This is a genomic window from Pseudoalteromonas citrea (assembly GCF_000238375.3).
Taxonomy (GTDB): Bacteria; Pseudomonadota; Gammaproteobacteria; order Enterobacterales; family Alteromonadaceae; genus Pseudoalteromonas; species Pseudoalteromonas citrea.
Genome location: NZ_AHBZ03000027.1, coordinates 420,911 through 446,772 on the forward strand (window position 1 = coordinate 420,911; position 25,862 = coordinate 446,772).

19 protein-coding genes are annotated in these 25,862 nt (G+C 40.1%); 15 read left to right on the top strand and 4 right to left on the bottom strand.

Annotation, left to right across the window (positions count from 1 at the left end):
• The first annotated feature begins 26 nt into the window (after nucleotides 1-26).
• The gene (locus PCIT_RS19940; protein ID WP_010361756.1) at nucleotides 27-2,480 is read left to right on the top strand and encodes a TonB-dependent receptor; all 2,454 of its coding nucleotides are present in this window, start codon (nucleotides 27-29) and stop codon (nucleotides 2,478-2,480) included.
• A 113-nt stretch (nucleotides 2,481-2,593) separates the two neighbouring features.
• On the opposite strand, the gene PCIT_RS19945 is transcribed toward PCIT_RS19940, so the two are convergent.
• Nucleotides 2,594-3,463, bottom strand: coding sequence for an AraC family transcriptional regulator (locus PCIT_RS19945; protein WP_010361757.1), 870 nt, complete (start codon nucleotides 3,461-3,463; stop codon nucleotides 2,594-2,596).
• 244 nt (nucleotides 3,464-3,707) lie between these two features.
• On the opposite strand from PCIT_RS19945, the gene PCIT_RS19950 reads away from it, so the two are divergent.
• Nucleotides 3,708-5,540, top strand: a complete 1,833-nt coding sequence (locus PCIT_RS19950) for a sensor domain-containing diguanylate cyclase (RefSeq protein ID WP_010361758.1) — start codon at nucleotides 3,708-3,710, stop codon at nucleotides 5,538-5,540.
• Here the strand turns inward: PCIT_RS19950 and PCIT_RS19955 are convergent.
• From PCIT_RS19955 to PCIT_RS19965, 3 genes are read right to left on the bottom strand one after another with little or no spacing between them, the layout of a single operon-like run.
• Entirely contained in the window at nucleotides 5,537-5,887 is a 351-nt protein-coding gene (locus PCIT_RS19955) for an Hpt domain-containing protein (protein ID WP_010361759.1), read from the bottom strand. The genes PCIT_RS19950 and PCIT_RS19955 overlap by 4 nt on opposite strands.
• A complete protein-coding gene (locus PCIT_RS19960) occupies nucleotides 5,880-8,642 on the bottom strand; it encodes a PAS domain-containing hybrid sensor histidine kinase/response regulator (protein ID WP_010361760.1) in 2,763 nt (920 codons plus the stop codon). Before PCIT_RS19960 ends, PCIT_RS19955 begins: the two co-directional genes overlap by 8 nt.
• 17 nt (nucleotides 8,643-8,659) lie before the next feature.
• Entirely contained in the window at nucleotides 8,660-9,844 is a 1,185-nt protein-coding gene (locus PCIT_RS19965) for a response regulator (protein WP_010361762.1), read from the bottom strand.
• Between the two features lie 347 nt (nucleotides 9,845-10,191).
• Here PCIT_RS19965 and PCIT_RS19970 point away from each other — a divergent pair, with 347 nt between their 5' ends.
• The 13 genes from PCIT_RS19970 to PCIT_RS20030 all read left to right on the top strand — a co-directional run bounded on the left by PCIT_RS19970 (nucleotide 10,192) and on the right by PCIT_RS20030 (nucleotide 25,853).
• A complete protein-coding gene (locus PCIT_RS19970; RefSeq protein WP_010361763.1) occupies nucleotides 10,192-11,082 on the top strand; it encodes a cation diffusion facilitator family transporter in 891 nt (296 codons plus the stop codon).
• Between the two features lie 89 nt (nucleotides 11,083-11,171).
• On the top strand, nucleotides 11,172-13,940 hold the full coding sequence (locus PCIT_RS19975) for a hybrid sensor histidine kinase/response regulator (RefSeq protein ID WP_021032166.1): 2,769 nt from the start codon (nucleotides 11,172-11,174) through the stop codon (nucleotides 13,938-13,940).
• Between the two features lie 24 nt (nucleotides 13,941-13,964).
• Nucleotides 13,965-14,651: a hypothetical protein gene (locus PCIT_RS19980; RefSeq protein ID WP_192992831.1), complete on the top strand. Its 687-nt coding sequence runs from the start codon at nucleotides 13,965-13,967 to the stop codon at nucleotides 14,649-14,651.
• Between the two features lie 135 nt (nucleotides 14,652-14,786).
• Nucleotides 14,787-14,981 (top strand): bacterioferritin-associated ferredoxin, encoded by a 195-nt coding sequence (locus tag PCIT_RS19985; RefSeq protein WP_040697449.1) that lies wholly within the window; start codon nucleotides 14,787-14,789, stop codon nucleotides 14,979-14,981.
• A 453-nt stretch (nucleotides 14,982-15,434) separates the two neighbouring features.
• Nucleotides 15,435-15,785: a hypothetical protein gene (locus PCIT_RS19990; RefSeq protein ID WP_157592830.1), complete on the top strand. Its 351-nt coding sequence runs from the start codon at nucleotides 15,435-15,437 to the stop codon at nucleotides 15,783-15,785.
• 51 nt (nucleotides 15,786-15,836) lie between these two features.
• Nucleotides 15,837-16,967, top strand: a complete 1,131-nt coding sequence (locus PCIT_RS19995; protein WP_010361767.1) for an efflux RND transporter periplasmic adaptor subunit — start codon at nucleotides 15,837-15,839, stop codon at nucleotides 16,965-16,967.
• A gap of 10 nt (nucleotides 16,968-16,977) precedes the next feature.
• The gene (locus PCIT_RS20000) at nucleotides 16,978-20,073 is read left to right on the top strand and encodes an efflux RND transporter permease subunit (protein ID WP_010361768.1); all 3,096 of its coding nucleotides are present in this window, start codon (nucleotides 16,978-16,980) and stop codon (nucleotides 20,071-20,073) included.
• 186 nt (nucleotides 20,074-20,259) lie between these two features.
• Complete coding sequence (locus tag PCIT_RS20005) at nucleotides 20,260-20,766, top strand: hypothetical protein (RefSeq protein ID WP_010361769.1); 507 nt, start codon at nucleotides 20,260-20,262, stop codon at nucleotides 20,764-20,766.
• A 21-nt stretch (nucleotides 20,767-20,787) separates the two neighbouring features.
• Nucleotides 20,788-21,402, top strand: a complete 615-nt coding sequence (locus PCIT_RS20010) for a superoxide dismutase (RefSeq protein ID WP_010361770.1) — start codon at nucleotides 20,788-20,790, stop codon at nucleotides 21,400-21,402.
• Nucleotides 21,403-21,507: 105 nt separating this feature from the next.
• Nucleotides 21,508-22,872: a DNA-3-methyladenine glycosylase 2 family protein gene (locus PCIT_RS20015; protein ID WP_010361771.1), complete on the top strand. Its 1,365-nt coding sequence runs from the start codon at nucleotides 21,508-21,510 to the stop codon at nucleotides 22,870-22,872.
• A gap of 73 nt (nucleotides 22,873-22,945) precedes the next feature.
• Nucleotides 22,946-23,737, top strand: coding sequence for a hypothetical protein (locus PCIT_RS20020; RefSeq protein WP_010361772.1), 792 nt, complete (start codon nucleotides 22,946-22,948; stop codon nucleotides 23,735-23,737).
• Nucleotides 23,738-23,807: 70 nt separating this feature from the next.
• Nucleotides 23,808-24,389, top strand: a complete 582-nt coding sequence (locus PCIT_RS20025; protein ID WP_010361773.1) for a thymidine kinase — start codon at nucleotides 23,808-23,810, stop codon at nucleotides 24,387-24,389.
• A gap of 57 nt (nucleotides 24,390-24,446) precedes the next feature.
• The gene (locus PCIT_RS20030) at nucleotides 24,447-25,853 is read left to right on the top strand and encodes an ATP-binding protein (RefSeq protein WP_157592831.1); all 1,407 of its coding nucleotides are present in this window, start codon (nucleotides 24,447-24,449) and stop codon (nucleotides 25,851-25,853) included.
• The last annotated feature ends 9 nt before the right edge of the window (nucleotides 25,854-25,862 follow it).

Sequence of the window (25,862 nt, forward strand, 5' to 3'; positions counted from 1 at the left end):
TTGCAGTTGTATTTTTAGGAGTTTGTATGCAGCTTTCTCGTTATGGTTTTAGTGTAAGTTCATTGGCTTTATCAGTTCAGTTAGCATTAGCTGCTGGTGTTGCTGTTTCAACCAATGTTGTTGCACAAGAGCAGCACGACAGTGTTAAAAATGTTGAACGGATCAGCGTTTATGGTCGTCATAATCAACTTATTTTGGACTCAGGTACTGCGACAAAATCCAACATGGCACTTATGCAAACTCCCGCTGCGGTTGTGGTGGTGGATAAAGCGTTGCTGGCTGATCAAGCGGCGAGCACATTACAAGATGCAGTGCGTAATGTAAGTGGTTTATCCCAAGCTGGTAACAACTATGGTATAGGAGATAGCTTAATTTTACGTGGCTTAGGCGTGAGCTATACATATGATGGTATGTACGGTGGAGCGGATCTTGGTAATAGTTTTAACCCTACACGAACGCTTAGTAACATCGAAAGTATTGAAGTTCTCAAAGGCCCTGCAACGGGTTTGTATGGCATTGGTGCAGCTGGTGGTGTGATCAACTTAGTTGAGAAAAAACCATTGGCGATTGAGCAGTATGAGGTGAAAGCCGTCGCTGGTGCATGGGATACCTATGGCTTAATGTTAGACGCGAGCAATGTACTGTCTGATAAATGGGCTTATCGACTTGTTGCCAATCATGATAGCAGTGATGGTTTTAGAAGCCTTGGATCAGAGCGTAATGAGTTGTACGCAACGCTTAGTTTTGAACCAAATTCTAACCACCGTTTACTACTTTCGGCAGCTTATATAGATGATGAAGTACAGGTTGATTCTGTCGGTGACCCAGTTCGAATTTTAAATTGGGATAGTATTAATAGTGCCCCCGGATTGGTTACCGCCGATTTGTTGCCAAATGATAGTGATGCCGATGCTGATGGCAATTTAGGTATTCAATTAACGGATGAGCAGCGTGCTGTTTTAGCGGCTTCTATTTCAGCAAACGACGGGCTTCACCCGTTGAATTTAGGCGAGAGTAGCTTAATATCTCCATTATCAAAGCCAAATAAAGGCGAAGAGAAGCGAATTAAGCTGCGTCATGATTGGTATTTTGATAATAAATCAAGCTTAACGCAACAGGTATTGTATCGAGAGTATGACTCAAACCTAACGCGCCAAACCGGTGCTTATAATTACGTGTATTGGGACCGCCGAGGTGAGATCAATGCGGACCCTCGTGCCCCAATTCTGCAAGACGGTAATGTCTATCCTTATTCGGCAAGACGTCAAGAATATAGAAAGCAAATTGCCAGTGAAAAAACGTGGCAGTATTTCGCTGACTTAAAGTTGAGCTGGGATTATGGATCAATCGTCGGTGAGCATCTTGTCAGCGCAAATTATGAGCGCCGCGATATGGCCAACAAAAGTTGGTCTATTTATGACGCAGATGGGACTGCAGAGAATAAGAATGCCCTGCCATATATTTTAGATATTCGCAATCCGAATTGGCCGACGGGTGACTTTGAAGACTATAGCCCAGTATTGCGCAGTAATTATGATAAGACGTTAACCGCTTATGGTATAAGCGCTCAAGAAGTTTTGTATGTGACAGATGAACTCACTGTTAGAGTCGGTGTAGCTTACACGGCAATTGAACAGGATTACCAACATAAAGGCACAGATCGTTCACCTTTGGTTGGTAAGGAAGCCGATACAGATGACGGTGGTTTTACGTATAATGCGGGTATTAACTACCAATTCTCAGAGCAATTATCGACATTTGTGAACTTTGCTAAAGGGCGTACTGCGTACGGTGTGCTTGCTGCCATAGTAGATACCACCGGAAATACTAATATTGAGAATCGACCCGATACAGAATCTGAGTCAATCGATTTGGGACTGCGCTTTACCGCTTTAGATGAAGACCTAATCGGCTCTGTCGTGTGGTTTGATACGCGTCGGACCAATCTACGTTACGAAAATGAATTATTTAACGATAACCCAGATGACCCTGAGTACAATATAGGCGTACCGCAGTATTTTTATGATGATGAAAATAAGTCTGATGGAGTTGAAGTCGATGTAAACCTCGCTATTAACGATGTACTGAGTATGAATGCGAATGCTACTTGGCAAGATGCGATTGAAATTCGTAGCCAAAAAGTTTCAGGGCAACGAAAAGGGATCCCGAAAAAGTTAAGTAGCGTGTGGCTGAATTATGATTTTATGCTGGATAGTTTGAGTGCCCCGTTACAAGTCAGTTTAGGGGTCAACTATGTTGGAGAGAGAACTATCAACTCGACCAGTTTTGGCTTACCAAAGGCAACGATTAAGAGCTTTACGCGATGGGATGCTGCATTAACGTATGCCGCTGATAGTTATTCAGTAAAACTGAACCTTGAAAATCTAACCGATGAGCGTTATTACTCAAAAGCACTGTTCTTAGGCGGTTTACCAGGCAATGAACGTAATGTGAAACTCACTGCAACTTATACATTCTAATACGACGTGACATTATGTAATATTCTTAATGCCCTGAACTGAGTTCAGGGCATTTTTTATGCAGCTCAAAGTGTGCATATATGCCATAGTGCTTAGATATTTTAGCGCTTAGACTATTTGACCAAACAGCATATATTTGTGAGCAGTTCGCTTGGCGGTGTGTCTTTTAAATCATTTAAATACTCTTCAAATGGCGGGAAATCCGCGAGCTCCAAACCACTTTGGGGTAACCACTGTCCAAACAGCCATTCATAAGGTTGTTCTAGCTCAGCGTAATCGCCTTTAAAAAGTAAACTGATACACTTGCTCGCTGGCACCGTGATCAATTCTAGCTGTGGGTCTAGCGGTTCCGAGATATTGTCTGGTGAAGTGATACAGGCATAAGAGCGAAGATTTGATTCATCGACCGACTGCGGATCATCATAATATAGGCCAAAAAAGCGAGTTTGTTCATCTAAAAGTTGTTCACTATTTGCTATGACGCTGAGCTTTTCGAATGCCTGACCTATTTGCATGTAATCACCACGGTGTTTAAGACCAATAAGGGTTAATTCAGGTGTTTGCTGTTGTTTTACGTTAAACATAATTTGATACTCTATTTGTTGTGGTGGGTAAAACGTAGTGGGTTCAGTCAAACCTGCGTTTCGCTTTTTACGGTATGCATCAGGTGTTTCACCATAGTGTTTGGTAAACGCGCGATTAAAAGCAGAGACACTGCTGTACTGGACCTTTTTAGCGATATCACATTGACTCATATTACTACGCAGTAACATTACAGAAGCTTTCAATAAGCGCATGCGCCTGACTGTTACATTGATTGGCTCACCAGTGAAAGTGCGATAGATACGGTGAAAATGATAAACAGACATACACGCTTTATCGGCCAATGTATTTACATCGAGATCTTGTTGTGTATTTTCATACATATAATCAATGACGGTTAACAATCTTTGGCGATACAAATTACGTGTCATGGCTTTCATTTTTACTGTATGTCCTACTCGCGGTCACAGTGAATTTATATAAATGTAATTGCTTATGCAACGGTTACTACTTTACGTGATGTGTGATTGACAATGTTTGCGCTTTTTAAAGTGCGACTTTTTTCGGTGTTATTGAAATTAATTTGTAAACACAGAGGATTTAACATACAGTTAATTGATGCTATCGCAATAGTCTTGTGGCGCTGTTTTGGGTGTGTTCCATACTGGGTTTTGAGTTATTCATATGATGAATGTTGTAAAAAAAACTCTCCGTTTATGCTTTTATTTACTGCCATTTTGGCTGCTCAGTACTAATGCGAATGCAGGACAGCCCAAATATGATTTATCACACGGTGGAGCAGGACTAAGCCGCAGCTTTTCTTACACCGTTACTTCAGAAATCGCAACGCTTGACTATGTTACTACCTCAAAGCAATTGAAATGGCAGCCACACTATAAAGATAACTTAAACTTAGGCATCACCGATAAAGTGTATTGGTTTAGGCATTCGTTTTCGTTATACGGCTCACATGAGCAAAGTGTGATTTTTGAAGTGAGTTACCCTTTATTAGATGACCTGGAAATATACATTGAGCATCAAGGCCAGTTATTCAGTTATCAATTGGGTGATTTACAGCGTTTTGGTAGTCGACCGATTAAGCATCGATTTTTTTTAATACCTTTCACTATTACACCTAACGAAAATGTAAAGTTTTATGCAAGATTAAAAACATCTAGTGTGATGATATTTCCAGTTAAATTATGGAGAACGTCTGATTTCACAGAAAGAAATCAAATTAATACATTGATTTTAGGTGCGTATTTTGGCTTGATGGCACTGTTGTTTGTATATGTCTCTTCTTGCGGAGTTATCACAAGAAAGCGAGTCTATGGATACTACCTAGGCTACATCACGAGTATGACATTATTATTATGTAATTTGTCGGGTCTCAGCTTCCAATATTTTTGGCCAAACAGTGTTTGGTGGAATGGTCAATCGAGTATTTTTTTACTGTATGTAATTGTATTCTTTGGTATTCTTTTCAGTAAAAATCTCTTAAATATTAATCACGCTTATCCACGATTTAATATTGCTTTGTGTTACTTAGTTGCTGGCGTGGCAATAATGGCCGCTGTGTCTTTGAGTTTACCTTATGAGCTTATATTGGCTCCTACTATTTACTTCAGCTTAGCCTGCTGTGTGCTCGGGTTATTTGTTGGTTATTTGAGGGTAAAGGATGGATTAGAGGTTGCCAAATTTTATAGCGTCGCGTGGGGCGGGGCTTTGTTTGGTGGCTTAGTTTTAGTGGCAACGAAAATCAGCTTGGTGCCATTTAATTGGTTTACTGAACATGCACTCATGTTTGGCATAAGCTTTGAAATATTATGTTTGTCATTTGCCATTGCAAAAAGCCTTCAGATTGAGCGAAAAGAAAAGTTACAGTTAAAAGATTCGCTGATGAAGCATTTGGCCAATGCAAAGGAAACATTAGAGCAACAAGTACATCAGCGTACCGCGGAGCTTGAAGAAGCGAATAATAAACTCATGCAGTCAGCAATTACAGATGCGCTTACAGGGGTCGCAAACCGGCGTAGGCTAGATGAATTTTTGGATGTAGAGTATGCCAGGGCGGTGAGATTTAATTATCCGATTTGCTTATTAATGATCGATGTCGATTTTTTTAAAAAAGTGAACGATGATTACGGGCATCAAGTGGGGGATACCTGCTTGAAATCAGTTGCAGCGCGTATCACGGCAGAAATAACACGTATTGGTGATTTAGTTGCGCGTTATGGAGGTGAGGAGTTTTGTATTGTATTACCTTATGCTCAAGAGTTAGATGGCGCCGTTATCGCTGAGAAAATACGCTTCAGTATTGCTGCACACCCTATTCTCACAAATGTCGGGGCCATAGAACTAACCGTGAGTATTGGTGTTGCAGGGCATCAACCAGACAGCAATATGCCTCTCACACAACTGGAATTGGCTGATAAGGCTTTATATATAGCCAAAAAGAACGGCAGAAACCAGGTGGTTACTGCAAGTGAAATGGGTAACAGAAGAAGTATAAATTAGCCAGATGCAGATAAGTAAACTTGTTTTAGTTCGTTGCTAAGGTTCTGAATATGATGCTTACATTTTATTTTATCTTGAGCCAAAGAGGCATGTTCTAGCGTTTGTAAATGATAAGCACATAGCTCAGCACCAATGGCTTTTGCTGAGGTTTTTAAAAAGTGAGCTTCATCTTTTATTTTATTAAATTGCTCTTGTCGATATAGCTGCGCAATGTGTTGCAAGCTGGTTTTTGCTTGGAGTAAAAACTGTTGTTGGAAGTGGGCAATTTCAGCTTGGTCTTCACCAATTAAATCTATCATGACTTGTTGATTAATGGTTTTTAGATCACTTAATTCTTTGTTATGCATACCACCTCCCGATCACCGTTTTGAATTTGTCTAATGTAATGGGTTTACTTATAAAGTCTGACATGCCTTTTGATAAGCAGTAATCTCTGTCGCCTTTCATCGCTGCTCCTGTTACGGCAATGATGGGGATTGGCGCTATGCCTAAACGCTGTTCTTTCTGACGGATCAGTTCCGTCATTTCATAGCCATCCATTTCTGGCATGTGGCAGTCAGTTAAAATTAATGTATACGACTTCTCTTGCCATTGACTCAGGCCAAGTTCGCCATTTTGGGCAATATCGCAAGTATAGCCCAGTTTAGTGAGCTGCTTTGTCATTAGCTTTTGGTTAAAAGGGTTATCTTCCACTAGCAAAATAGTGGCACTTGAATGTGCAACTTCAAGATTTTTAGGGGTAATAAGCGCAGGGGGATTAGCGTTGTGATCTGCCGCGCTAGTGAGGCGTTCAATATTGTGATGTGACGGCTCTTCATCTATGTTGGCAGTAGCATCTAGGTTTAGATCAAAATCAGCTTCACACATGTTTGGCGCAGCATAAATGGCGCTGTTATTTAAACGATCAAGTAGCTTTTTAATTGAGAAAAAAGTTTGCGTACTTAAAAATGATATAGGTACATTATGAACTATTCGTTTGATTGGGGCTAAATTGTCGCCATTTATTAAAATAATGGCATTATTTTGTATGTGTTTAAGGATATTTAATTGAGTTTGTTCATAGGGGCTATTGATAATTAAAATGTATGTTTGCTGTGCTTCAAGCGTTTTTAAGCTGCTCCATGGCGAGACTTGAGTGATACGTGTGGTGTTGAGCATTTTGATAAGGTGTAGTGTATGCAGCTCGTTTTCATCGTTAGTGACTAGAGTAATGGTGACTAATGGTAATGCTTGTTTTCGTGGCTGACTGTGCCAAATTGGAATACGAACGGTAAAAGTACTCCCTTCAAGTGGTTCACTTTGAACATCTAGCTGACCACCCATCAGGTCGATGAGTCGACCACATATAGCCAAACCAAGACCCGTACCGCCAAAACGTCTTGTTGTGGTTTTGTCTGCTTGCGTAAATGGCGTGAAAAGCTTTTTTTGTGTTGCTTTGTCAATGCCAATACCGTTATCTTGAACCGAAACTATGAGGGTATGAATAAGCTCGTTTTCTGGTTGCCAGTCAATGTTAATGATCACAGAACCGGCTTTATCGTCGGTATTGCCACAAAATTTTATCGCATTACTTATCAGATTAAATAACACCTGCCTAACGCGATTGTCATCAGTATTGATAAATGCAGGTAATAGGGTGGATTCAAATACGGATAAATTAACGCCTTTAGCACGAGCTACAGGTCCAAATACCACAAGAATGTTGTAAATTAACTCTGATAAATCGAAATCTACGCAATCTAGTTCAAGTTTACCCGCTTCAATTTTTGTTATATCTAAAATGTCGTTGAGAATAGAGACTAGGTTATTGGCAGAAATAGAAGCAGTGTCTAATAGCTCTTGCTCTTCTAGGTTGTTGTCTTGTAGTGTGAGCAGATCTAGTGCACCAATAATGACGTTCATGGGTGTACGTAGCTCGTGACTCATCATAGATAAAAAGTCTGACTTTGATTTATTGGCCGTTTCGGCATGTTTTAACGCATTATCAAGTTCCGCGGTGCGTGCTCGTACTTTTTCCTCTAGGTTAAGATTTACTTCTTGCAGTTGCGCTTTTGTTTTAAATGCGGTTGTTTGGTCAATGACAACACCGTCAATCCGGATACTTTCGCATACGCTATTTTGAGTTACTAGACCTTTAATAAGGAGGTGTATGGTGTTATTTGATGGCTGGATATACCGACATTCGTGTTCAAACTCTTTACCGGTCTTTAGCGCATGCCTAAATGCTTTGAATGCATTGGATATGTCATCTGGATGAATGTTCTTTAACCAGCTACTAATTTGGGTCGTTTCACTTATATCCATCTGAAAGATAGCATTGGCTTGCTCATCCCATGCCCATTCCCAATGTTGATCTTGTTTAACGCTTCGCCAACTCCCTATTTTTCCCGCTTCTAGTGCTATCCGACGGCTCTCGTTAGCTTCATTGAGAGCCTTTGTCATTTGCTTTTCTTGACTACATTCTTGGAGCGTGCCGTACCAGTAATTTTTGTAGTTATTGGGCTGGTTGGCGAGTATTTGGTACCAATGTACTTGACCCGAAATCGTCATTCTAAATTCAAAGCTTAGAGGCATGTTTGGTTGCGACTCAATGAATAGACGTTTGAGTTGTATTTGATCATCTGTGTGTATAAGCGATGTGAATCTATCCCATGACAACCCGTCACTGGGCAGTTGTTTAATCAGTTGATAGAAGCTATCGGAAAAATACACATTGTTAAAAGAGGTATCAAAGCGCCAAATGCCAATATTTGCGCAAGAGATTGCGGTATCTAAAATGTAAGTCGAACTTAACGAGGAAAGGTGAGAAGCTCCAGCTTGATTGTTGATCACAAGAATGTCGTATTTATCAGGCTCGCAGTGATAAAATTGCAGAGAGTATGCGAACCTGTTTTTGTAATAGGCGGTTACCGTTGCTGACTCACCCAATACTATGGTGCGGTGGTCAAAATAGGGTGAGAAAGCGAAAAAATGACTCAGAGGCTTATTTCGCATCTCGTTTTCAGACAATTGCAATAATAAGCGGCAACCTTCATTAATGGTACTAATATCTCCTGAGCTGGTTATTCTCATTAATGGCAATGTATTGAGAAGCAGTTGCATAGACAGTATCCTTGTTTCTAGCTGGCAATGGCCCTTTTCGCTTTTTCGACTGCTTTGAGTATTGATTGCTTAGTGGATGGTTTGGCAATATAGGCGGTTAAGCCAAGCGCTGCCCATTTGCGGATCAGGTCTTTGTTTTTGTTACTGGTGAGCGCAACAATAGGTAAGTCTTTACAATGGTTAATGTTTCGAATATTACGGGTGGTATTATACCCATCTAACTTAGGCATAAATAAATCCATGAAAATCATATTGTATTTTTGCTTTTTTAATTTCTTTATGGCTACGAGGCCGCTGGATACGGCATCTACATCATGACCTGCATTAACTAATATTCTGCTGATCATCTCTCGATATATTTCATTGTCCTCTATGACCATAATTTTTATATATTGCTTATCTAACGCGGTATTGGCTTGACGCCCAATATCATTGTGTTGCTCTGTGACTTTTTGATTTGTTTCTGGCAGGGATTTTTCAATTAACAGTGCTGAAAGTTCAGCAAGAGACAATTGCTTGTTTTTAAGATTATTAGTGAGTTCTTCAATACTCATGGCCAACTTTTTTTCAAGTTGGTCTAGTAGTGGGTTGATGTGTTGTGCTTTGAGCTCGTTCATAAGTGACGTTTGGATATCGTTGACGCCTTTTGCTTGTTCGATGTTTTTCCGAGCTGTGGATAATGTGTGTTGCGCATCTAAGTGGTAAGCAGAGGCATCGTCGATAAGGTGTTTTAAGCTTTCATCAATTTTACCAAAGTGTTCTTCTCTGATTTGGGTGGTGTCATGGGCATTTTCGCATCGAAGCAGTGCATTGTGTAAAATCATACGTAAGCGATAATTTTCATACATGGGTTTATAAACAAAGTAGTCGCAGAATATGTGCTTCATACAGCAACGAAACCCAACCCCTGATTCTTTATTTTCACATAGCAAAATATTTTCATGGGGGTAGTCTAATAAACCTTGTTGGACGAGTGTTTTGTATAATTCAATGCTGGTACTGACACTGGGCATGGCAAGAATAAGAACATGTGGAGAAGAGTCTATAATGACGTCTTTTATATCATGCATTTTGGTTAAAACGCGAAATGCAGTTATTTGGGAACTAATAACATCACTCACGCCGCTTAGTTCTTCCACGTTATCACAGATTAGTATGATTTTAGGGTGGCGCTCGACATGTTCAATTTCATTATGAGACATAGTGAGATTCCATAAATAGATTTTCCTTAACCTGACTTTTTTAGTCAGTACTTAGGGGTTAATCACACAGTGTGTTGCCGGCTGAGAACTAAGCCATTTTTACTATGTATGATCTGACTATAGTAAGGTTATGCTGCAAAGCAATACTGCTTTGAAAAGTAACTTGGATTCTGTTTTTCCAGTTTCTACAAGAAACTAAAATATTTGAGCTGTACCCATATAATTAAGAATGTTTATCTGTTGCGAGGTTTTTAATGCGCCTCATTTAAATTCACGCTACAATTGCGACTGTATATCATTACCCCTTGCGGTAGCATTTCATAAGTTTAAGGTTTCCAGCTTCTTCAATGACGGACATAACAACACACCGTGCCTCTCGTGCTCGCCTGCTAATTGCTTTGGCAATTACTTGTACTTTTATGGTGATCCAATTAATTGGTGCCTATTTTTCTAATTCTTTAGCTGTTGCAGCAGATGCTGGACATTTATTTGTGCATAACAGTAGTTTGTTTATTGCGCTTATCGCATCAACATTGGCTATTCATTTGGCTAAAACATTTAATGATGGATACAAAAAAGCCGAATATGTTGGTGGTTTAATTAATGGTTCACTTTACTTAATTATTTCATTGGTGATTTTACTCGAAGGCTCTGAACGCTTTTTAGATCATAGCCAAGGACATGATTTTGAAGTGAATACATACTTAATGTCTGTGATTTCAGCTATCGGATTCTTATTTCATGGTGCATCTGCATGGGTGCTTTATAAAGGCAGAAAAGACAGTATTAATGTTTACGCGGTGTTTTTACACTCGTTTTTTGATTTACTATCCACTGTATCGACATTTATCGCGGGTATACTTATTTATGTAACAGGGTATGAAGTGATAGACATCATTTCCAGCATGCTGATTTCATTGTTTGTGTTGTTTACAGGTGTCAAAGTGATCCGCAGCTGTGCGATAGGGCTATTTTTTTCTTCTTCAAAGTTCCCTAAAATTCAACAAATTGAGAAAAAAATACTGAGTACAGAACATGTAGAAAGTGTTCATAATGTGGCAATTAGTGAGCTAGATGGTAAATTGGCGGTAGGCGCGCATATTGTACTAAAACATCATTGCACAATAGACAAACACGATGAGTCGTGCAGAGCTCAAGTGGAGGCATTACTTAAGCAAACGTTTGATATATCAAGTTGTGTTTTACAAATTGAAAGCCATGATTGCCCTGATCATTAGATGTGTTCAAATTAAATTTGATTGTTGCGGTTTATAACTTGGCAAAATAGCTTTTTTCTTTTACCTTTAAGAGACTTAAGCTAAAGGACATGCCATTGTTCGGATTGAATAATAAATACAAACCTGTTTTGTTCACTGTGATACTTGCAATGGCCGGTGGGTTTGTCAATTTGTTACCCTTTTGGTTCTTAGATAGCTCTGAGTTTCTTTTTGGCCAACTTTTTGTTTTAAGTTGCTTGGTTTTATTTGGCTGGAAGTACGCAATACTGGCTGTTTTTGTAACTGGAAGCTTCATTTTTTATCGTTGGGGACACAGCTGGCCTTCTGCGGTGTTTTTATTAGAAATACTTTGGCTTCAGGTGTTTTGTGTTCGCCCTCAAAAACCTTTTTTTATTAGAGGCTTAGGCTTTTGGTTTATTATTGGGTTGCCACTACTTTTTGTGTTCGGCTTCTACGTGTTAAACCTTCCCCAGCTGGTCATTTTTACTGCACTCGCTAAATACTTTATTAACGCCACTCTCTATTTAGCAGTAATAGATTTGCTCAGCTTCTTTCTCGTGAGGGCGTTATGGCGTGCTCAGCCATTGTATGCAATTTTAAATTATACAATAAGCTTGTTGGTTGTCTTAGTTGTACTTATTACCTCTATTGTATTGACTAACAATCATTACAGTCGCATTGAATTTGAAGTTCAAGCACAGTTGGATGAAACATCAGAAACAATTAACCAGCAAATTGAAGATTATTTGCAAAGTTATGTAAGAGCAATATCAATGACGGCCAAAGGCATTGCCCATGGAATTGATAAGGATTTTGCGCTAGAACGTTTGATCTCACTGCACTCAGGGTTGCGCACTGCTATTGTATCTGATGAACAGGCTTATGTGTCTCATTATTACCCGCAAGCCTTAAAAGAAAGTTTGATTGGCGATATGCCTTCTATTGCTGATCGAGATTACTTTATACAAGCGCCGTTTCACCCCGATGGATATATCTCACATATATTTAAAGGCAGAGGGTTTGGCGACGATCCTATTGTGGGTATTTCAGCGCCGATATTTATAAATGAGCAGTTTAAGGGTGTTGTAGAAGCGTCATTAATATTTGAGTCACTTGAGCAGTTTATTCCTAAGTTGTTGTCACAAAAGGGCGAATTGATTGTGCTCGACGCGCGTCATCAGGTGGTTTACAGCTCTTTAAAGAGTGATTTTAATACGTTAGATATGGTCCCAAAAAGTGTGTTTAACGATTGGCTGTCTAGTGAACAGCAGATATTTACAACTCAACATGGGCAAGTCTTTTACCGCCAAGCATTTAAGTCAAAAACGTTGAATTGGACTGTTGTTACAATGCTTGAACGTAAGTACGTTAACTTAGCTGCGGCAGCTGCTTGGGGCCAATCGCTTTTACTGGCAATATTTATCATTGTTTTAAGCAGTATTTTTGTTAGCCAACTTACACGTATGTTAGTTAAACCTATTGCTGCGCTAAGCGATGATATCCACCGATTTGAACCAGATAAACTGATTGAAGACTCATCTCATTTAGAAACCAGTTGCTTGGAAGTGATTGCATTACAACAACAGTTTAATCAACTGGCTTTTAAGCTCACTATGAACTTTTCAAAACTACAAATGGCCAGCGGTGAAAATGAGGCACTTAATCGACAGTTGACAGATTTTAATTCCAAGTTAGAACAACAGGTAGATGAAAAAACACAAGAACTGATCGCGGCAGTTGCAGCAGCAAATAATGCGAGTAAGGCAAAAAGTCAGTTTTTAGCAAACATGAGTCATGAAATACGCACACCACTCAATGGTATTATTGGTCTAACTGGGCTTTTAAAAGAGCAGCTTGAAAACGATGACGAGTCAGCTCACCAATTAGGAATTATTCAAACGTCTGCGCGGAATCTATTACTTATTCTCAACGATATTCTTGATTACTCAAAAATTGAAGCTGGTGCACTGTCGTTAGACTTACACCCAACAGACCCATTTAGAATGTTTGACAGCTTGGCCGCTGTATTTAGACAAACTGGGATTAAAAGTGGGGTGTCTTTTGAATATCAAATTGATGCTAAGTTACCCGCGTATGTGCTGATTGATTCGTTGCGTGCGACACAGGTTGTCAATAATTTACTGAGTAACGCAGGAAAGTTCACGGAGCAAGGGACTATTAGCCTCATTGTTAAATTTGATAATGAATACATTGAAGTTCAAGTAATAGACACAGGAATTGGAATATCGGATGTTCAGCAAGAGCTTCTTTTTCAAGAGTTTACTCAAGCAGACGTGTCAACAACAAGAAAGTACGGTGGAACAGGGCTTGGTTTAACAATCACCAAGCGTTTGGTTGAAGCAATGGCTGGCACCCTCTCATTAGAAAGTAGGGTAGGCCGTGGAAGTACGTTTACCGTTGTATTACCCGCAGCAACAACAAGTGGCGATAAGTCGGGTGTTACTATATATGATGTACCGGATCTTAGTGGTATTGATGTATTACTTGTTGAAGACAATATGGTGAATCAAATTGTGGCCTCTAAGATATTAGATAAAACGCGTTGTAATTTAGCAAAAGCTGCGGATGGTATTGAAGCTTTATCTCATTTAGAGCATAACCCAACATCGTTAGTTCTGATGGATTGCCAGATGCCAAATATGGATGGTTTTGAATGTACTGATCACATTAAAAACGCCCCTAAAAAATATGGTGATCCGTATATCATTGCCATTACTGCGAACGCATATAATGAAGATAGGCTTAAATGCTTACAATTTGGTATGGATGACTTTGTTGCAAAGCCTATAGATGAACAGCTGCTGTTTAAAGCTATTTCATATTGGCATCAACTCTAAAGCTTTTAGGGTAAGACATATAACGTGCTGTTCCACGACAGTGCTTTGGGCGATATCGTTCAATCACTCAATCACTCAATCACTCAATCACTCAATCACTCAATCACTCAATCACTCAATCACTCAATCACTCAATCACTCAATCACTCAATCACTCAATCACTCAATCACTCAATCACTCAATCACTCAATCACTCAATCACTCAATCACTCAATCACTCAATCACTCAATCACTCAATCACTCAATCACTCAATCACTCAATCACTCAATCACTCAATCACTCAATCACTCAATCACTCAATCACTCAATCACTCAATCACTCAATCACTCAATCACTCAATCACTCAATCACTCAATCACTCAATCACTCAATCACTCAATCACTCAATCACTCAATCACTCAATCACTCAATCACTCAATCACTCAATCACTCAATCACTCAATCACTCAATCACTCAATCACTCAATCACTCAATCACTCAATCACTCAATCACTCAATCACTCAATCACTCAATCACTCAATCACTCAATCACTCAATCACTCAATCACTCAATCACTCAATCACTCAATCACTCAATCACTCAATCACTCAATCACTCAATCACTCAATCACTCAATCACTCAATCACTCAATCACTCAATCACTCAATCACTCGACTTCTTGAAATAAGTCGACGCGTAATAACTTCTTATAGAAAATGTTAAGGGCTTGTATGGAAAAACCCTTTAACATGATGATAATGGCAATAATTCTCATTTTTTCTATGTATGCAGTTGATAACTATTTTTGTTTAGATTAAACTTAGTTTTAGTTAATGTTATTGAGATTGGTTTTCATTCATGTATATCTGCATATGCCACGGCGTCACAGACAAAAAAATAGTTCAGACCATTGAAAATGGGGCAACTAGCATGCGTGAGCTTAGTAAAGAGTTAGGCGTTGGCACGCAATGTGGTAAGTGTACAAATTGTACAAAGAAAATACTTAATGAGCAGCTTATAGAGATTGTTAACGTCACAGATAAAGTAGCCTAAGACGCAATACAGAATAACATTATAAACAAGGGCCTATTGGCCCTTTTTTGTTGAGCGTTGGTTAATGAGCGGTGTTGCAATTGGGCTTATGACTTCACTCTCTATAAACGCTTCGTTAGTTTAATCCTCAGTAAAAGTGATCTTACTATCAACCCTATGAAATGATAGAGTGACGACTAAACACTACTTATTGTTTTATATACCTTTTATCTCCCTAAAACAACTTGATATGCGGTAAGTCATTGGTTTAATAAAGGGTAGAACAATATTGTAATGAATTACTTCCAGATTGTAGTAACACCGTTACGTAGGGTAGAGGCGTGGGATTACTGTGTCTATGTTCGTTAGAGCAGATGCTGTTAATTCAATAAATTAATTTCTTGAGTTAGCAGTGGGAGTTAGTTATGGTAAGAGAATATTCAACTCTGTTATTTTGTCGTGTATAAATCATTCTTGTTAATCATTATTTTGCTATGCCAGCCTTTGCTGGAAAGCTTTGATGTTGAAAATAACAATGGTGCTTTTCATTTAACGACTCACCTATTTAGCGCGGCACAAACCTTGGAGGCTCACTGTGAAGCTGCTAATGATCATCAACGCCACGCGTCTCAACATAAAAACCTAAACAATCAACTTGTAGAAGCCGCAGATGATGCACATTGCCATACATGTCACATAAGTCACATTTTATGGGTTGAAATATTAACGGCTAATGTTGGTTATCAGTCGACGCATAATTATTTTACTGCCACCGCGTTTATAAACGCGCAATACAAAGTACTTTTACGCCCTCCTATTGCTTAGTAATTACACATCTCCAAACGTTTATTTTAATAATTACTAAGAGCAAAAAATATGAAAAATATAAGCTATATGGGCCGTAAGCCTATGTTGTGTGGTATCCGTGTTTGTTTTTTAATATCAATATTGTCGTGGCCGTTACAAGCAGCTGACAATGAGCACGACCATTTAACAGAATCAGAATTTGAACTAACTGTTGAACAACAGGTAACCGCAGGCGTAAAGAGTCAGGCGTTAGCTTTGAGTAACGCAAAAATACAACTTATCGCGCCTGCAGAAGTGGTGAATAATGACTTTACTACGGAACTTGTCAGTGTTGCTGTAGCATCCCAAATAAAATCTCGCTATGTCAGCTTAGGAGAGGAGGTTACCCCGCAGCAGAAGCTAGCAACCTTATATAGTTATGACGTTGCAACCGCACAAATCCGCTATCGACTGGCTGAAGATGAATGGCAACGAGTAAAGTTGTTACAAGGGGAGGCGGTGAGCAATAAAGAATTCCTGCTAGCCCAAGCTGAACGTCAGGGTGCAGCAAGTCAGTTAAGGGAATACGGTTTTAGTGAAGAAGATATTGTAAAGACCCGACATAAATCGCCAAATCTACTTGGTTTATATACAGCTTACGCCCAGATTGGGGGCAGTATCTTAGAAGATAAGTTGATAATTGGCCGCCGTTTCTCCCCAGGCGATGTTATCGCAAAGGTCAGCGATGAAGAGCAGGTATGGGTAGAGGCGAGGCTCCCCCAAGATACGGACCTAACGTTATTAAAGGGTGCCACAATCTCTATTAAACATGCTGGTAAAACCTACTCAGCGCAGTTGCTGCAGACCGGGCATAGTATTGATCCCGCAACACGTACAGCTATTGTGCAGTTGGTTGTAAATAATCCTAATCATGCACTTCATGCAGGTATGTTTGTTACGTCTGAATTTATGATTAAGAGCGCGGAGCAGCAGTTAATCATACCTCGTAGCGCATTGAGCCAAGATTCAGGGGGCGATTGGCAAGTATTTATCGAGTCTAAGCCAAATCACTTTATCGCTAAAGAAGTGGGCCTGAACAGAGACTATGGTGACTCAGTCGTGATAACTGGGCTTAGTGTTGGTGATCGAATTGTTACTCAAGGTGTTTTCTTTTTAAATGCTCAAGCTACAAAATCAAACTTTTCAGTTCACAACCATTAAGGAGAGGCCTATGTTAAATCGATTTATAGCGTTGGCCATCGAACACAGAGTGTTGGTAATTGTCGCTTTTTTAGCCGTTACTATATTTAGTGTACTACAAGCGTTAAAGCTCAATTTAGATGCATTTCCAGATGTAACTAACATTCAAGTTGCGGTAAATACACAAGCACCTGGACTTGGGGCTGAGGAGGTGGAAAAGCTGATAACTTACCCAATTGAAGCGGTGATGTATGCTTTACCCGATGTTGCACAAGTACGCTCAATTTCTAAAACGGGGCTCAGTGGTGTTACAGTCGTATTTAATGAAGGAGTAGATATCTATTTCGCTCGGCAACTTGTTTTTGAACGGTTACAAGAAGCGAGAAGTTTAATTCCGAATGATATTGGAGTGCCTGAAATGGGCCCTAACACTTCAGGATTAGGACAAGTTTTTCAGTATGTGTTAAACGCAGCGCCTGAGTCAAAAGTAGACTTAATGACATTACGCAGTCTAAACGATTGGCTTGTTAAACGTTTATTGATGCCCGTTGATGGCGTGACCGATGTATTGTCGTTTGGAGGGAAAGTTAAGCAATATCAGGTGTTGTTAGAGACAGATAAGTTACTTTCCTATGACATTTCTCAGTCTCAAGTTATGCAAGCATTGGCAGATAACAATCAAAATGCTGGAGGCTGGTATCTCCCTCGAGGGGCAGAGCAAGTTACCATCAGAGGAAGTGGTTGGTTTCAGAGTGAACAACAGGGCCTGCAGCAGATAGCTGATGTTGCAGTCAAGGTTCATAACGGCATAGTTGTGACAATCAACGATGTGGCAACGGTCAAATTAGGCCCAGAAATTCGTCAAGGGGCTGTGACAATGTCATCTAAAAATGAGTATGGTGAGACGGCACAGCACGGCGAGGTGATAAGTGGCATTGTGTTAAAAAGAATGGGGGCGAATACATCAGCGACTATCCAAAGTATTAATGATCTTATCCCTAAAATTAACCAAGCGTTGCCTGAAGGCGTCAACTTAGAGCCTATTTATGATCAGTCTGATTTGGTGAGTGCGGCTATTTCGACAGTTTCTCAAGCCCTACTTAGCGCATTTATGATGATTATTATTGTATTGTGGTTATTTTTGCTTGATATAACTGTAACGGTTTTGGTTTTACTCGCCATTCCGATATCAATCGCGTTTGCTTTGATGATGCTTAATACGTTTGGTATATCGGCAAATTTAATGTCGTTAGGTGGGCTTGCAGTGGCAATCGGATTACTAGTTGATGGGTCGGTTGTTATGGCGGAACGTTTATTTCAGCATGCCACGCAAGACGATAAAAATAATGTAGAGAATTTTTCCCTAGGGGCTCGGCAAGTTGCAAAGCCTATTTTGTTTGCGACAAGCATAATTATTATGGTGTTCTTGCCATTATTTAGTTTTGAAGGCGTAGAAGCAAAGCTATTTGAGCCTATGGCGATGAGTATAATATTTGCTTTAATAGCGGCTTTGCTGATTGCGCTCTTTCTACTTCCAGCTGTCGCGAGTTTTTTATTAAAAAATAAACACAAACAAGCACAGGCTCCTTGGTTACTTAAAGTTGTTAGAGGCTATGAACTGAGTTTATCATGGAGTTTAAACCACCTTTCAGCCATGTTTATTTTGATGCTGAGTTCGACAATATTAACAGTGTATTGTTCTAAACAGCTGGGTAGTGAATTTGTGCCAACGCTTGAAGAAGGTACACTAAACTTGCGTGTAACACTGGCTCCTTCAGCTAGCCTAGAAACGTCTTTAGCCTTATCTCCAATGATTGAACGGCAGTTGTTAACTTTTCCTGAGGTCACCTATGCGCTTAGCCGTATAGGTCGCCCAGAGTTGGGGGGTGACCCGGAGCCTGTTAATAACATTGAGATTTATATAGGCTTAAAGTCTGCCAATGAGTGGCGAGATGGCCAAACACGTCAAACATTAGAACGCGCTATTTATACGAAATTAGCGCACATTCCGGGGATATTGCTCACATTCTCGCAACCAATAGCAACTCGGGTTGATGAATTGTTATCGGGTGTTAAAGCGCAGCTTTCGATTAAATTAAGGGGGCCTGAACTCGATGTGTTGAGTGAATATGCGCAAAAAATAGCAGCGATTGTGAGAGAAGTAGACGGGACCATTGATGTATCGCCAGAGCAACTAGCAGGTGAAATACAACTCATAGTAACCCCTAAACGAGAAGTGTTATCGCGTTATGGTTTGGCGGTGAAAGATGTGATGAATATTATATCTCAAGGCGTAGGAGGGGCATCTGCAGGTCAGATCATAGTCTCTAATGAACGATATGATATTCAAGTGCGTTTAAAGGCTGATGAGCGCAATAGTCCTGAAGCTATGGGTCGTATTAAACTGCTGTCGCCTACTGGGGCATGGTTAACTCTGTCGCAAGTTGCCAATATAGATTATCAGCAAGGGCCTGCGCAGATCCGGCGGGATAACGTGCAAAGACGTATTGTAATTCAAGCAAATGTTGCCAACAGGGATATGGGCAGTGTAGTTCGTGATATACAAAGCCGACTTGACGGTATGCAACTTCCCGTTGGCTACAGCACTAGTATTGGCGGGCAATATGAAAATCAGCAACGCGCTAATTCCAAGCTACTGTTAGTTATTCCAATGGCGCTCACCGGTGTTTTTATGCTGTTGTATTTTGCTTTTAACTCATTAAAGCAAACGCTGATAGTCGCATGTGCGATTCCTTTCTCTTTGGTTGGCGGTGTTATTGCACTGTATTTATCTGGGTTGCACTTATCTATTGCCAGTGCAGTTGGGTTTATTACCTTGTTTGGTGTAGCGGTGTTAAATGGGGTGGTGTTAGTTGATAGTATTAACCGACATCGGTGCGAATCCCCACTACGCAGGGCGATAGTGGAAGGGGCTAAGTCTCGTTTCGTTCCAGTATTAATGACAGCCTCAACGTCAATCTTAGGGTTGTTACCGCTTTTGTTAGTGACAACTACGGGTGCCGAAATTCAAAAGCCGTTAGCAACGGTTGTGGTTGGCGGGATTTTTTCGGCAACAATATTAACGCTCTATATCCTACCAAGCCTCTATTTTAGAGCGTATAAGTAATTTCAAACGCATAGCAAGCTCTTTGTTATGCGTTTATTAATCACAATATAAATAAAAATCATTTGCAATAAGGTTTGTGCGGTGTATATTCGCTATACCTCATACCCATTGTGTATTTTGCGCTGTGCCATTTATGAAATGTGTTGCAACAGATTTACAAGTGGCATTGTTATTGGAATGAAATTTATGTCATTAGCTGAGCAGCTGAAAAAGCACCCTAACGATTACGTCGATTTAGCATTGAGCCCTTGGCAGAGCAATATATTGGCTGGAAACCATGCTTATGAACGGGGTGCCTTTTTAGAAGCTCGGGACAAATACATGTCTGCTTGGACACTTGCTACACATTTGTTAGATCAATTCTGCAAAGCGCAGGTCGATCATAATGTGTTAAGGGCTGTGGAGCACTGTTGCCCTGCTGTGGTGGTAGCAGCTCATAACTTGGCAGATTGCTACTTAGCAATGGGAAAACCAACTCAGGCATGTCATAAGTTGTGTGATGCCCATGAGTTGGTATCAAAATTGAGGCAACACCCAGATGAGGGGATTGCCAGAATAGCTTGTTACCATTTGAGTAAAACTCGGCAAGAACTATTGCAGTTTGCAAGTCATCACCCCCATTTTCCAGAACTGATCGTACAAGTTAATAGTAGCATTAACATACATATTGAACGATCGGTTACATTACATTAGTACAAAAAACGAGGAATAAACATGGCTTTTACTCTACCGGCACTGCCTTACGCTTACGATGCATTAGAGCCACATATTGATGCAAAAACGATGGAAATTCACCATACATTGCATCACCAAACATATATAAACAAAGCTAATGCAGCCCTTGAAGGGTCTGAATTTTCCGATAAGCCAACGCAATGGTTGTTAAACAACATTAAAACATTGCCAGAGTCACTACAAAAAGCAGTACAAGAACATGTTGGCGGCCATAATAACCATAGCTTATTTTGGCAAGTGATGAGCCCAACAGGGGGGACATTACAGGCCGGTAAGCTAGCGACTGCAATTGACGAAACGTTTGGTAGCTTTGATGAATTTAAAGCGCTATTTACGGCAGCTGCCGTAAGCCGCTTCGGCAGTGGGTGGGCATGGCTTGTTGTTGATGAAAACCAGCAATTGCAAGTTACAAGCAGTTTAAACCAAGATAGTCCGTTCATGGATCAACATACGCCGATTCTTGGTTTAGATGTATGGGAGCACGCTTATTATTTAAAATATCAAAACCGCCGCCCTGAATACATTGCTGCATTTTACAATGTTATTAATTGGCAAGACGTAGAGCGTCGTTTTTTAGCTGCGTTAAGCAGCTAGTAATGTTTATATGGTGCTGAGTTTATATATTCAGTTCTAGTTTCGGCCACTCATCATAGTGTTATACGTTATTATATGAAATATCGTTATTGTGATGAGTGGTTTATGTATTCTCCTGAAGTATGTCAACAAGCACGAAAAAGTCGAGACCATCGTTTTGATGGGTTGTTTTTTGTCGCTGTCAAAAGTACCGGTATTTATTGTCGGCCTATTTGCCCAGCTCCTACTGCACACGAAAAAAATGTGGCTTATTATGAACATGCATATCATGCTGCTGAAGCTGGTTTTAGACCATGTATACGATGCAGGCCTGACTCTGCACCGGGCAGCTATGCATGGTTAGGTGTTGAGACAACCGCGGTCAGAGCGAAAAAACTCATTGACGAAGGAGTATTGAGTGGTATTTCTGTTAAGAGACTAGCTGATAGACTTGGGATCTCACAGCGCTATTTAAATACGCTATTTAAAAAGTATTATGGAACAAGCCCCAAGCAATACGGATTATACAAGCAGTGTGACTTAGCAAAACAATTGCTGCAACAAACCCACTTACCCGTATCACAAGTAGCCTTTGCCAGTGGTTTTAACTCTTTACGTCGATTTAATGATGCCTTTGCTAAGTTATTCTTATTGAGTCCGAGCCAGTTTCGCAAAGAGCGTCATATATCTGATACGCCAATAACCTTATCTATGGCATTTAGACCCCCCTATAATTGGGCAGCATTACATAAATTTTTAAGTGTACGGTTGATTGAGCCTATCGAGTGGCTTACTGAGCTAAGCTATGGCAGAACATTCTCCTTGTTGGGTTATAGTGGTTCATTTACCGCGCACTTTGATGAAACATGCCATAATTTTAAGGTTGAAATTAACATCAGTGATATTAGAGGGTTGCACCTTATCGTCGCTAATATTCGTCGGGTTCTAGATTTAGATGCGGATCCTGACTTTATTAATCATCATCTGACGCAGAGCTTACCAGCGGATACAGCACTGGTAAAAGGGTTACGATTACCTGGCATTTGGGACCCTTTTGAAGCAGGAATAAGGGCCGTTTTGGGTCAACAAGTCAGCGTTAAAGCCGCTAAAAATTTATTGTGTAAGCTTGTAGAGCATAAAGGTGGAAAAAGTGATTATGCAGAGGCATTATTTCCAGACGCGGAATCACTGCAATTTTGTGACTTTGATTTTTTCAAAATGCCGGGCGCTCGAAAAAAGGCGCTTCAGAGTTTAGCGCAGTATTATGTGCAACATCCAGACAATGACAATCTAGATACTTGGCTTACAATAAAGGGCATTGGCCCTTGGACGGTTGACTATGCCAAAATGCGAGGTCAAAGCAATCCCGATATTTATCTAGCGGGGGATTTGGGTGTTAAAAAAGCGTTTACATCGTTTGGGAATATAGATACAGATAAATGTGCACCTTTTAGGAGTTATCTTACATTTCAACTGTGGAGTACACTTTAATTTAGTGATTAACCCATAGGGCAGTAGAGCAAAGTTGATTTACTTGAGTATACTGTAATGAGCGAATGATGTTATGGATATGATTTTGTTATTACGTAGTCTGGTTTACGCAGTTATTACTGTGAGCTCATCGGTGTGTTTTGGTGTTGAGATGACATTTTGTTATGAAGACAAAGAGTTGTCTCCGGCCTATATGGGAAATGGGCAAGGCATTCCAATAAAAAATCCTGGTGCTGCGATTGAAATTTTACGGCAAGTGGACTCACAGTTGCCGGAAATTAGCATTAAATATGTACGTAAGCCGTGGCAACGCTGTTTGCATGAATTGAAAAAGAATAAAGTACATGCAGTGATAGCCAGCTATAGATTGGGGCGAACACAGTTTATGCAGTACCCAATGAAAGCCGACGCAACTATTAATCCAGCTATGGCAATTAGTCGGTTTGGTCGCTGTTTGGTGGGAAAGCCGCTTTTTTATCAACATATGATGCAAAAAGATAAGACATTCACGTTAGCGATTCCTACGGGGTATTCAGCAGCCTCGAGTTTAGATGCGAAGCGATTCGCGATAGTAAATACCAGTTCTCAAGCCCAGTCTTATGATTTAGTTATGAAAGATGTAGTTGATGGTACGATTGGGTTGTGTTTGATTAATGGCGAAAAAGTACGTGCGTACCCTTATTCACATGAGCTTGTATCAGTTTACCCGCCGTTTGATATGAGTTATGGCTTTTTAACTTTTTCAAAAGCATTTTTTGCCGATAATAGGCCTGAAATTGAAGCGCTTTGGTCGTTACTAGCCACGATGCCTGTTGCTGAGTTTTATTTAGAATACCTAGAAATGGATGATGGTGCATTGGAATAAATACACCGTAGAAAATTTTACAGAGGTTGGGTAGACTACAGCCAATTTCTATATTTGATAACGGTTTGGTATGGCTCAACTCTATTTTTATTATTCAGCTATGAACGCTGGTAAATCGACTACCTTGTTACAATCTGCGTTTAATTATCGAGAACGTGGTATGAACCCTTTCATATTAACCGCCGCAATCGATAATCGAGAACAAGTCGGTAAAGTTGCCTCTAGAATCGGCTTACAAGCTGATGCTCATATTTATGCCAGTGATACTGACTTACATACGCTGATAAAAAATAATCATGAACAGGCAAAGCTAGATTGTATTTTGGTTGATGAATGTCAGTTTTTAACTAAGCAGCAGGTTGATGAGTTAACCGATGTAGTGGACAATTTAGGGATCCCCGCATTGTGCTATGGACTAAGAACAGACTTTAGAGGTGAGCTATTCGAGGGGTCACAGTACCTGTTGGCGTGGGCTGATAAATTAATTGAGTTAAAAACTATCTGCCACTGTGGTAGAAAAGCTAACCGCGTGTTACGGACGGATGAATATGGAAAAGCCATAGCTGATGGGGCACAAGTTGAAATAGGCGGTAATGACCGATATGTGTCAGTGTGCCGCATGCATTATAAGGAGGCGTTAAATCAAGTTTAAAACTTGAAAAATAGTGTTATTAAGCCCAAGCTTAGGGGTAAAACTCGTTGGGCTTTTATGAATAATCAAAATGAACCACTGGCTTTGTTCAGCAGTGAGCCTACCCCACATAAATCGCATTCAGCAAACGATAATGATTTAGAACCATGGCTAATTTTAATTGTTGATGATGATGAGTCAGTTCATCAGTTGTCTACTTTGGTTTTAAGAAGTTATCAATTTGAGCAACGCGCTCTAAAGTTATTACACGCTTATAGTAAAGTTGAAGCGCTTACCATATTGCAAGACTGCCCAGATATCGCATTAGTATTACTTGATGTCATTATGGAAACAAATGAAGCTGGATTAGAATGCGCTCAAGAAATTAGACAAAACTTGTGTAACGAGACTGTCAGAATCGTACTTAGAACGGGTCAGCCGGGCTCAATTCCAGAGCATGAGCTGATGCTCAAGTATGATATTAATGATTATAAAACCAAAACAGAGTTAACGAAAGAGCGTTTGTATACCGTGATTACCGCGTCGTTACGCTCATACGAACATTTAGTTAAATTAGCAAACATGGCAGAAAAACTAGCTTCATTTAATGAAGAGCTGGAAGAATGTGTTGCTATACGGACCAATGAGTTAGAGCAACGTAATACCGCACTTTTGGTCGCACAACAGAAAATAGATGCGCAGCAACAGGTATTGGTCCAGCAAGAAAAGCTAGCATCAGTCGGACAGTTAGCAGCAGGGATAGCGCATGAAATTAACAATCCGTTAAGTGCTATTAGTAGTAATAATGAATTTATTTCTGAACACTTTGATAAATTAAATAGCGCTTGGTCGCAGTTGCGTTTGGTTACACAAGAGCATCAAGAACTCACCAAGCTTGTCAGTGAAATAGAGTGGCAGTTTGATTTACTCTGGATAGAAACTGAAAGCCAAGATTTAGTGAATGAAACTAAGCAGGGGTTAACTCGGATCGCGAATATAGTTAAAGATCTCAATGTCTTTACTAATTCAAGCCAGCAAGTTACCTCTGGCAATTATATTGAAGAGGTATTAAATACCGTGCTTGGGGAACTAAACATTGAGTTATCAGCATCATTTAGAATGCACATTGAGTGTGACGATGCTTTCAATGCAGCCCCTGATTTGTTAAGCCAAGCATTGAGCTGTATCGTAAAAAATGCCCTCGAATCACAGTGCAGCATTAATCACCGAGTTGAAATTTCTGCAAAACGTAAAGAGCGGTGTTTGGAGATAGCTATCATAGATAGGGGCTGTGGAATTCCTGCTGACAGCATCCATCAAATATTTGATCCATTTTATACCTCTAAGCCCATAGGCTCAGCGACAGGGCTTGGTTTAACTATTGCCAACTCGATTGTGAAAAGCCATAACGGAAATATTCACGTTGAGAGCAAAGTGGACTTTGGCAGCACTTTCACCGTTATATTTCCATTTTGGGAAAATTGATAGCTAATT